The 8122-nt window shown below is 51.4% G+C and carries 7 protein-coding genes; all 7 read right to left on the reverse strand.

Going from position 1 to position 8122, the window contains the following annotated elements; genetic code table 11:
• Positions 1-43 precede the first annotated feature (43 nt).
• Positions 44-4072: a DNA-directed RNA polymerase subunit beta gene (gene rpoB, locus DBY68_RS21745; RefSeq protein WP_015966389.1), complete on the reverse strand. Its 4029-nt coding sequence runs from the start codon at positions 4070-4072 to the stop codon at positions 44-46.
• Positions 4073-4391: 319 nt separating this feature from the next.
• The gene (gene rplL, locus DBY68_RS21750) at positions 4392-4757 is read right to left on the reverse strand and encodes a 50S ribosomal protein L7/L12 (protein WP_006176746.1); all 366 of its coding nucleotides are present in this window, start codon (positions 4755-4757) and stop codon (positions 4392-4394) included.
• Positions 4758-4823: 66 nt separating this feature from the next.
• Positions 4824-5321, reverse strand: a complete 498-nt coding sequence (rplJ, locus tag DBY68_RS21755) for a 50S ribosomal protein L10 (protein ID WP_038865708.1) — start codon at positions 5319-5321, stop codon at positions 4824-4826.
• A 295-nt stretch (positions 5322-5616) separates the two neighbouring features.
• A complete protein-coding gene (gene rplA, locus DBY68_RS21765; RefSeq protein WP_108477142.1) occupies positions 5617-6321 on the reverse strand; it encodes a 50S ribosomal protein L1 in 705 nt (234 codons plus the stop codon).
• Between the two features lie 3 nt (positions 6322-6324).
• On the reverse strand, positions 6325-6753 hold the full coding sequence (gene rplK, locus DBY68_RS21770) for a 50S ribosomal protein L11 (RefSeq protein ID WP_015966392.1): 429 nt from the start codon (positions 6751-6753) through the stop codon (positions 6325-6327).
• 155 nt (positions 6754-6908) lie between these two features.
• Positions 6909-7454 (reverse strand): transcription termination/antitermination protein NusG, encoded by a 546-nt coding sequence (nusG, locus tag DBY68_RS21775; RefSeq protein WP_003862341.1) that lies wholly within the window; start codon positions 7452-7454, stop codon positions 6909-6911.
• Position 7455: 1 nt separating this feature from the next.
• Positions 7456-7839 (reverse strand): preprotein translocase subunit SecE, encoded by a 384-nt coding sequence (gene secE, locus DBY68_RS21780; RefSeq protein ID WP_003862342.1) that lies wholly within the window; start codon positions 7837-7839, stop codon positions 7456-7458.
• Positions 7840-8122 lie beyond the last annotated feature (283 nt).

Here is an 8122-nt window from a genome sequence, read left to right on the forward strand (position 1 = left end):
TGCTGGCTGTTACGCCAGCACCAGTGACCTGTTTGAGCGAGAGTTACTCGTCTTCCAGCTCGATGTTGATACCCAGCGAACGGATCTCTTTCAACAGTACGTTGAAGGATTCCGGCATGCCCGGTTCCATCTGATGGTTACCGTCTACGATGTTTTTATACATCTTCGTACGGCCATTCACGTCATCAGACTTAACGGTGAGCATTTCCTGCAGGGTGTATGCCGCGCCATATGCTTCCAGCGCCCACACTTCCATCTCCCCGAAGCGCTGACCACCGAACTGCGCCTTACCACCCAGCGGCTGCTGAGTAACCAGGCTGTAAGAACCGGTAGAACGCGCGTGCATTTTGTCATCAACCAGGTGGTTCAGTTTCAGCATGTACATGTAACCGACGGTTACCTGACGCTCGAACTGCTCACCCGTACGGCCGTCGAACAGTGTGATCTGACCGGAAGTTGGCAAGCCACCCAGCTGCAACAGCTCTTTGATTTCAGACTCTTTCGCACCATCGAAGACCGGCGTTGCGATCGGCATACCTTTACGCAGGTTCTCAGCCAGACGCAGAACTTCTTCATCGCTGAAGGTGTTCAGGTCAACTTTCTGACGAACGTCAGCGCCCAGATCGTACGCACGCTGGATAAATTCGCGCAGTTTCGCGACTTCCTGCTGCTGTTTCAGCATGGCGTTGATCTTATCGCCGATACCTTTCGCAGCCATACCCAGGTGGGTTTCAAGGATCTGACCGATGTTCATACGAGACGGTACGCCCAGCGGGTTCAGTACGATATCTACCGGCGTACCGTTAGCATCGTGCGGCATATCTTCGATCGGGTTGATCTTAGAAATTACACCCTTGTTACCGTGACGACCTGCCATTTTGTCACCAGGCTGGATACGGCGTTTAACGGCCAGGTATACCTTGACGATTTTCAGCACGCCCGGTGCCAGATCGTCGCCTTGAGTGATTTTACGGCGTTTCGCTTCGAGTTTTTTCTCGAACTCGTGTTTCAGTTCGTCATACTGCTCAGCCAGCTGTTCCAGCTGATTTTGTTTCTCTTCGTCGGTCAGGCCGAGTTCCAGCCAGCGATCGCGAGGCAGTTTGTCGAGCTTCTCAGCTTCAACGCCACCGGCAACCAACACAGCGTAGATACGGCTAAACAGGCCAGCTTCGAGGATCTGCAGTTCTTCAGACAGGTCTTTCTTCGCCTGTTTGAGCTGCATTTCTTCGATTTCCAGCGCACGTTTGTCTTTTTCCACGCCATCGCGAGTAAAGACCTGAACGTCGATAACGGTACCCGACACACTGTTCGGTACGCGCAGAGAAGAGTCTTTAACGTCAGACGCTTTCTCACCGAAGATTGCACGCAGCAGCTTCTCTTCTGGGGTCAGTTGGGTTTCACCTTTCGGCGTAACCTTACCAACCAGAATGTCGCCACCGGTCACTTCTGCACCGATGTATACGATACCGGATTCATCCAGTTTAGAGAGCGCAGCTTCACCCACGTTCGGGATGTCAGCGGTAATCTCTTCCGGCCCCAGCTTGGTGTCACGGGACACACATGCCAGTTCCTGAATGTGGATAGTGGTGAAACGGTCTTCCTGAACAACACGCTCGGAGACGAGGATGGAGTCTTCGAAGTTGTAACCGTTCCATGGCATGAATGCCACACGCATGTTCTGACCCAGCGCCAGTTCACCGAGGTCGGTAGACGGGCCATCAGCCAGCACATCACCACGATCAACCGGCTCACCCAGAGATACGCAAGGCATCTGGTTGATACAGGTGTTCTGGTTAGAACGGGTGTATTTGGTCAGGTTATAGATGTCGATACCTGCTTCGCCCGGATACATCTCGTCTTCGTTAACTTTGATAACGATACGGGAAGCATCCACGTACTGAACGGTACCGCCACGCTTAGCAACTGCAGTAACACCGGAGTCAACGGCAACAGCACGTTCCATACCGGTACCAACCAGCGGCTTATCAGAGCGCAGGGTCGGAACCGCCTGACGTTGCATGTTCGCACCCATCAATGCACGGTTGGCGTCATCGTGTTCCAGGAACGGGATCAGGGACGCACCGACGGATACCACCTGCTGGGTGGATACGTCCATGTAGTCAACCTGGTCGCGGCTGAACAAGCTGGATTCGCCTTTGCTACGGCAAGTTACCAGGTCTTCTACGAAGTGGCCTTCATCGTCCAGGTTGGAGTTCGCCTGAGCAATAACGTAGTTGCCTTCTTCGATAGCAGACAGGTAGTGAATTTCATCAGTTACTACACCGTCGGTCACTTTACGATACGGCGTCTCAAGGAAGCCATATTCGTTAGTCTGTGCGTACACGGACAGGGAGTTGATCAGACCGATGTTCGGACCTTCAGGCGTTTCGATTGGACATACGCGACCGTAGTGAGTCGGGTGTACGTCTCGAACTTCAAAGCCTGCGCGTTCACGAGTCAGACCGCCTGGGCCGAGTGCGGAGATACGACGTTTGTGCGTAATCTCAGACAGCGGGTTGTTCTGGTCCATAAACTGAGACAGCTGGCTGGAACCGAAGAACTCTTTCACTGCTGCAGAAATCGGTTTGGCGTTGATCATATCCTGAGGCATCAGGGTATCCAGATCGCCCAGAGACAGGCGCTCTTTCACCGCACGCTCTACACGTACCAGGCCAACGCGGAACTGGTTTTCCGCCATTTCGCCAACGGAACGGATACGACGGTTACCGAGGTGGTCGATATCATCGACTTCGCCTTTACCGTTACGGATATCAATGAGCTTTTTCATCACTTCGATGATGTCTTCTTTGCTCAGGATACCGGAACCTTCGATTTCGTCACGCAGCAGAGAACGGTTGAACTTCATACGACCGACCGCAGACAGGTCATAACGGTCTTCGGAGAAGAACAGGTTCTCAAACAGGCTTTCAGCTGCTTCACGAGTCGGCGGCTCACCCGGGCGCATCATGCGGTAGATTTCTACCAGCGCGCTCAGACGATCGTTGGTTGGGTCGACGCGTACAGTCTCAGAGATGTACGGGCCGTGATCCAGATCGTTGGTGAACAGCGTTTCGATACGTTTGTGGCCAGACTGGCTCAGCTTAGCCAGCAGATCCAGGCTCAGCTCCATGTTAGCCGGGCAGATCAGCTCGCCAGTAGATTCGTCAACGTAGTCTTTAGACGCAACTTTGCCAGCAATGTACTCAACCGGAACTTCGATATGTTTGATATCGTCTTTTTCCAGCTGGCGAATATGGCGCGCAGTAATACGGCGGCCTTTTTCAACATACACTTTGCCGTTGGCTTCGATGTCAAAGGATGCGGTTTCACCACGCAGGCGTTCCGGCACCAGTTCCATCTGCAGCTTGTTGTCGCGAATTTCGAAAACAACTTTTTCAAAGAACAGGTCAAGGATCTGCTCAGTGGTGTAGTTCAGGGCACGCAGAATGATGGTCGCAGGCAATTTACGGCGACGGTCGATACGTACGAACAGGTTGTCCTTCGGATCGAATTCGAAGTCCAGCCAGGAACCACGGTAAGGGATGATGCGCGCGTTATACAGCACTTTACCCGAAGAGTGGGTTTTACCTTTGTCGGAGTCAAAGAAGACGCCCGGACTACGGTGCAGCTGAGAAACGATAACACGCTCAGTACCGTTGATAACAAAGGTACCGTTGTCAGTCATGAGCGGAATTTCGCCCATGTAGACTTCTTGTTCTTTAATGTCTTTAACGGTGCCTTCCGGCGCTTCGCGCTCGTAGATCACCAGACGCAGTTTTACGCGCAGCGGTGCGGAATAGGTCACGCCACGGATCTGACATTCCTGGACGTCAAACACCGGTTCGCCAAGGCGGTAGCTGACGTATTGCAGCTCGGAATTACCGCTGTAGCTCTGAATCGGGAATACGGAACGGAAGGCGGCTTCCAGACCATACTGCCCTTCAGGATCTTGCTCGATGAACTTCTGAAACGAGTCAAGCTGGATAGAAAGGAGATAAGGCACATCCAGTACTTGTGGACGTTTACCAAAATCCTTACGAATACGTTTTTTCTCGGTATAGGAGTAAACCATTAGGGTTCCTCAGCTCGCTGACAAGTCGACCCATCTGCCCAATTGAAAGGCAGTTTGTGCAACACTATTTTGTTGACCGGAAAATGGATACTTTCCGCAATGCTTGTTGCTATCACGCTTAAATCATTTCGTTGCGATTTACACAGAGCGAGCACCCTGTCGCAGTATATTAAGTCGTCGATAGAAACAAGCATTGTCAGGACAACCAGTAGTCAAACAGTGTGAAACGCTACTGGCGCCTTACAGCGCAAAAAGGCTGGTGACTAAAAAGTCACCAGCCATCAGCCTAATTACTCAGGCTGCAACCGGAAGGGTTGGCTTATTTAACTTCAACTTCAGCGCCAGCTTCTTCCAGAGATTTTTTCAGTGCTTCTGCGTCGTCTTTGCTCACGCCTTCTTTCAGAGCGGCCGGAGCAGATTCAACCAGGTCTTTCGCTTCTTTCAGACCCAGGCCAGTTGCGCCACGTACTGCTTTGATAACAGCAACTTTGTTAGCGCCAGCAGCTTTCAGAATTACGTCGAATTCAGTTTTTTCTTCAGCAGCTTCAGCCGGGCCAGCAGCTACAGCTACAGCAGCAGCAGCGGAAACACCGAATTTTTCTTCCATTGCAGAGATCAGTTCTACAACGTCCATTACAGACATAGCTGCAACTGCTTCAATGATTTGATCTTTAGTGATAGACATTTAAATTGTTCCTGAAAATCAGAATAAGTTTATACGTAAGCGAGTGCTTGATAAAGATAACTGCGATTAAGCAGCTTCTTTCGCATCGCGAACAGCAGCCAGAGTGCGAACCAGTTTGCCAGCCGAAGCTTCTTTCATGGTTGCCATCAGGCGTGCAATTGCTTCTTCGTAGGTCGGCAGGGTTGCCAGGCGATCGATTTGCGATGCCGGGATCAACTCACCTTCAAAGGCTGCAGCTTTGACCTCAAATTTTGCATTCGCTTTCGCGAACTCTTTGAACAGACGAGCAGCAGCGCCCGGGTGTTCCATAGAGTATGCAATCAGGGTCGGACCAACGAACGCGTCTTTCAGGCACTCAAATGCAGTACCTTCAACAGCACGACGCAGCAGGGTGTTACGAACAACACGCATGTATACGCCGGCTTCGCGACCTGCTTTACGCAGTTCGGTCATTTTGTCTACAGTTACGCCGCGGGAATCCGCAACTACTGCAGACAGCGCGCCTTTGGCTACTTCGCTGACTTCAGCAACAATCGCTTGTTTGTCTTGAAGATTTAAAGCCATTAGCTTTGCTCCTGGATGTTTGCCAGGGCTCATGCCCTGGAACTCACTTCACTCTTCCAAACGGATAGAGCGTCTTAAATACGGTGAGCAGAAACAAGCCAAAGAGTACTTTAAAAAATAATCTTAGCGTTCTGTCACCGTCTACGCAGGGGATTAAGTTTCTTGCGAAACTCCTGCGGTCTTCGACGGAGGCCTGGATAGGCCAGGCTCCAACGAACAAATCTTTTAGCCGCTAACTTTTGTTAGCAAACGTGGGGGTAAGATTGTAGACAAAATCACCGCCCACGTAAAGGCATTAGTTTGCAGCAGCGCTCAGGCCAGCCTGATCAACTGCAACACCTGCACCCATGGTGGTGGAGATGCTAACTTTCTTGATGTACACGCCTTTCGCCTGAGTTGGTTTTGCTTTTTTCAGCGCAACCAGCAGAGCTTCCAGGTTTTCTTTCAGTTTGTCAGCGTCAAAGTCCACTTTACCGATGGTGGTGTGGATGATGCCGTTTTTGTCGTTACGGTAACGGATCTGGCCTGCTTTAGCGTTCTTAACCGCTTCAGCAACGTTCGGCGTTACAGTACCTACTTTCGGGTTTGGCATCAGGCCACGCGGGCCCAGAACCTGACCCAGCTGGCCAACAACGCGCATTGCATCCGGGGAAGCAATAACAACGTCGAAGTTCATTTCGCCTTTTTTGATCTGGTCAGCCAGATCTTCCATACCTACCAGTTCAGCGCCTGCAGCTTTAGCAGCTTCAGCGTTTGCGCCCTGGGTAAATACGGCTACGCGAACGGAACGGCCAGTACCGTGCGGCAGTACAGTTGCACCACGTACGTTCTGGTCAGATTTACGAGCGTCGATGCCGAGGTTAACAGCAACGTCAACGCTTTCGTTGAATTTAGCAGTGGCCAGCTCTTTCAGCAGAGCAATAGCTTCGTTGATGTCGTACTGTTTAGTTGCATCAACTTTTTCACGGATCACGCGCATACGCTTGGTCAGTTTAGCCATTTCTTAGTCCTCCACTACCAGGCCCATGGAACGTGCAGTACCTTCAATGGAGCGAGTCATCGCTTCAATGTCGGCGCCAGTCATGTCGGCAGCTTTGGTCTGCGCGATTTCCTGCAGCTGAGCGCGAGAAATTTTACCTACTTTCTCTTTGTTCGGCTTACCGGAACCAGACTTAATACCAGCAGCTTTTTTCAGCAGAACTGCAGCCGGCGGAGTCTTGGTGATGAAGGTGAAAGAACGGTCAGCGTAAACGGTGATAACAACCGGAATCGGCAGACCTTTTTCGATGGAATCAGTTTTTGCGTTGAACGCTTTGCAGAATTCCATGATGTTCACACCCTGCTGACCCAGTGCTGGACCAACCGGCGGACTCGGGTTTGCCATACCAGCTGCAACCTGCAGCTTAACGTAGGCTTGTACTTTCTTAGCCATTGCAATTTCCTCTAATTGGGTAATAGCGCCTCGATGAGGCTCCCCGTGATGTATATCGTCTTACGGGCTGTGCCCATAAAAACAAAAGGCGCGAAATTGTATGCCAATTTCGCGCCTCATGCAACGATTAAATCGCTGCTTTTTTGATCGCTGTATTACGCTTTTTCAACCTGTGCAAAGTCCAGTTCTACCGGGGTCGCACGACCGAAGATAGAGACAGAAACTTTCAGGCGAGACTTCTCATAATCCACTTCTTCAACGACGCCGTTAAAGTCAGCGAACGGACCATCGTTAACACGAACCATTTCACCCGGTTCGAACAACGTTTTCGGACGCGGCTTATCACCAACCTGCTGCAGGCGGTTCATAATCGCATCGACTTCTTTGTCGCTGATCGGGGCCGGACGGTCAGAAGTACCGCCGATGAAGCCCATTACGCGTGGCACGCTACGCACCAGGTGCCAGCTCGCATCGTTCATGACCATCTGGACCAGAACGTAACCTGGGAAGAATTTGCGCTCGCTTTTGCGACGCTGGCCGCCACGGATTTCAACGACTTCTTCAGTCGGAACCATGACTTCGCCAAACAGCTCTTCCATGTTGTGTAATTTGATGTGCTCACGCAGCGACGTGGCTACGCGGCCTTCAAAACCGGAAAACGCCTGAACGACGTACCAGCGCTTTTTAGGTGCTTCAGACATCTTAGAACCTCAGGCCAGTGATAAAAGAGACCAGGCGAACCAGAATACCATCCAGTCCCCACAGGATCAGCGACATTACCGCGGTAACCGCAGCAACGATAAGCGTAGTATGCAGTGTTTCCTGGCGAGTCGGCCAGATAACCTTGCGAACTTCAGTACGCGCTTCACGTGCAAACGCAACGGTCGCTTTTCCTTTTGTCGTTAACAGCGCGACACCACCCGCTGCAGCAATAAGAATTACTACGGCCAGCGCGCGCAATGGCAGCATCATGTCACGATAAAGATAGTTGCCGACGATAGCTACAATCAGCAGCACCGCAACCACAACCCACTTCATCGCTTCCAGGCCGCGCCCGCTCCCTTGAGCTTCGGTATTCGCACTCATAAACCAACCTGTCAGAAGAATTCTACAAACATTTTCACCCCGCGGGTGCGAGGCGATCCAAACCGAAAGTAAGTTTCGGACTAACGCCCTCTTCAGAGCCTGTCTCAGCAATGATTATGACAAATAAAATCACTGATGAGCCAGGTTCTGCTTCGAAAGCGTACAAAAAGGGCATCAAATGATGCCCTTTTATTGCGCATTGCGTCAAATGTTATCAGCAATTAGCTCATTACTTTAGCAACAACGCCCGCGCCAACGGTACGGCCGCCTTCACGGATTGCGA

It is taken from the genome of Pseudocitrobacter sp. RIT415 (assembly GCF_003057695.2).
In the GTDB taxonomy this organism is placed as follows: Bacteria; Pseudomonadota; Gammaproteobacteria; order Enterobacterales; family Enterobacteriaceae; genus Pseudocitrobacter; species Pseudocitrobacter faecalis.